Raw genomic sequence first — 934 nt, 5'->3', positions numbered from 1 at the left:
CTATGGCCGCGACGACTTCACCGGCCAGCGCCAGCTTGGCCGCGTCCTGTCGCGTGACCGCGCCAAGGACATGGCCGGCGACTATGCCGCGCCGTCCGACAACGACCGGGCACGCGCCTTCGCCGAGCGGCGCGAGATCCGGTTCCCGGAACTCGCGCGGGAGATCGCCGCCAAGGTGCGCGACAAGGCGAAAGGCATGTTCGATGGCTTCCGGCCTAGGCCGGCACCGGAGAAGGCGTCCGCGCCCGAACGGGCGTCCGCGATCGGCGGCAAGCCGGATCAGGCAAAGGCGATCGAACGATATGCACGCGCCACGGCCGATATAGGCCGGTTGCGCGCCAAGGGCCTGCCGGTGCTGCCCCATCAGGAGAGCGCATTGCGCAAGGCGGGCGAGGCGTTGGACGCGAACCGGCCCCATGCCGCGCGCGACCTCGCTTCCGTGCTTAGGCGCGACCCCCGGCTCATCGAGCAGGCCGCCAGCGGCAACACCGGCGGGGCGGCGCGGGCGATGGCCGAAGAGCAGCGCGTGCGGCTCGACCCGGAGGCGCGTGCCGGCCGTTTTGTCGAGGCATGGAAGATGATGCAGCGTGATCGTGCCGCCCTGGAGCGGGCGGGCGACCGCGCCGGCGCGGAGCGGATGCGCGGCAACATGGCAAAGGTCGCCGGCGCGATCGGCCGCGATCCGCAGCTGGAGTCCGCGCTGCGTCGGCGCGCGCCCGAGCTGGAGCTGAAACTGGAGAAGGAACGCGCGGTCGGTGATGCGCTGGCGAGATCGCTGGGGCCGGACCGCCAGCGTGACCGGGGAATGAGCCGGTAGGCATTCGTGCTTTCGGGTATGGAAAGGAAGCAGGATTGAGCGAAGACGAGCACGAACCCGAAACCGCCCAGGAAGCCTTTGCGCGGATGGAGGGCGAACTGGCGTTGCTACGCCGCG

The 934-nt window shown here is 70.8% G+C and carries 1 pseudogene; it reads left to right on the top strand.

Going from position 1 to position 934, the window contains the following annotated elements:
* Window positions 1-817: pseudogene (locus AC4FS3_RS28715) on the top strand (hypothetical protein); the annotation flags it as partial.
* Between the last annotated feature and the right edge of the window lie 117 nt (window positions 818-934).

The organism is Pseudogemmobacter sp. TB195 (assembly GCF_058313095.1).
The sequence above is the reverse complement of the archived record's forward strand: the minus strand, read 5'-3'. Positions and strand labels throughout refer to the sequence as shown.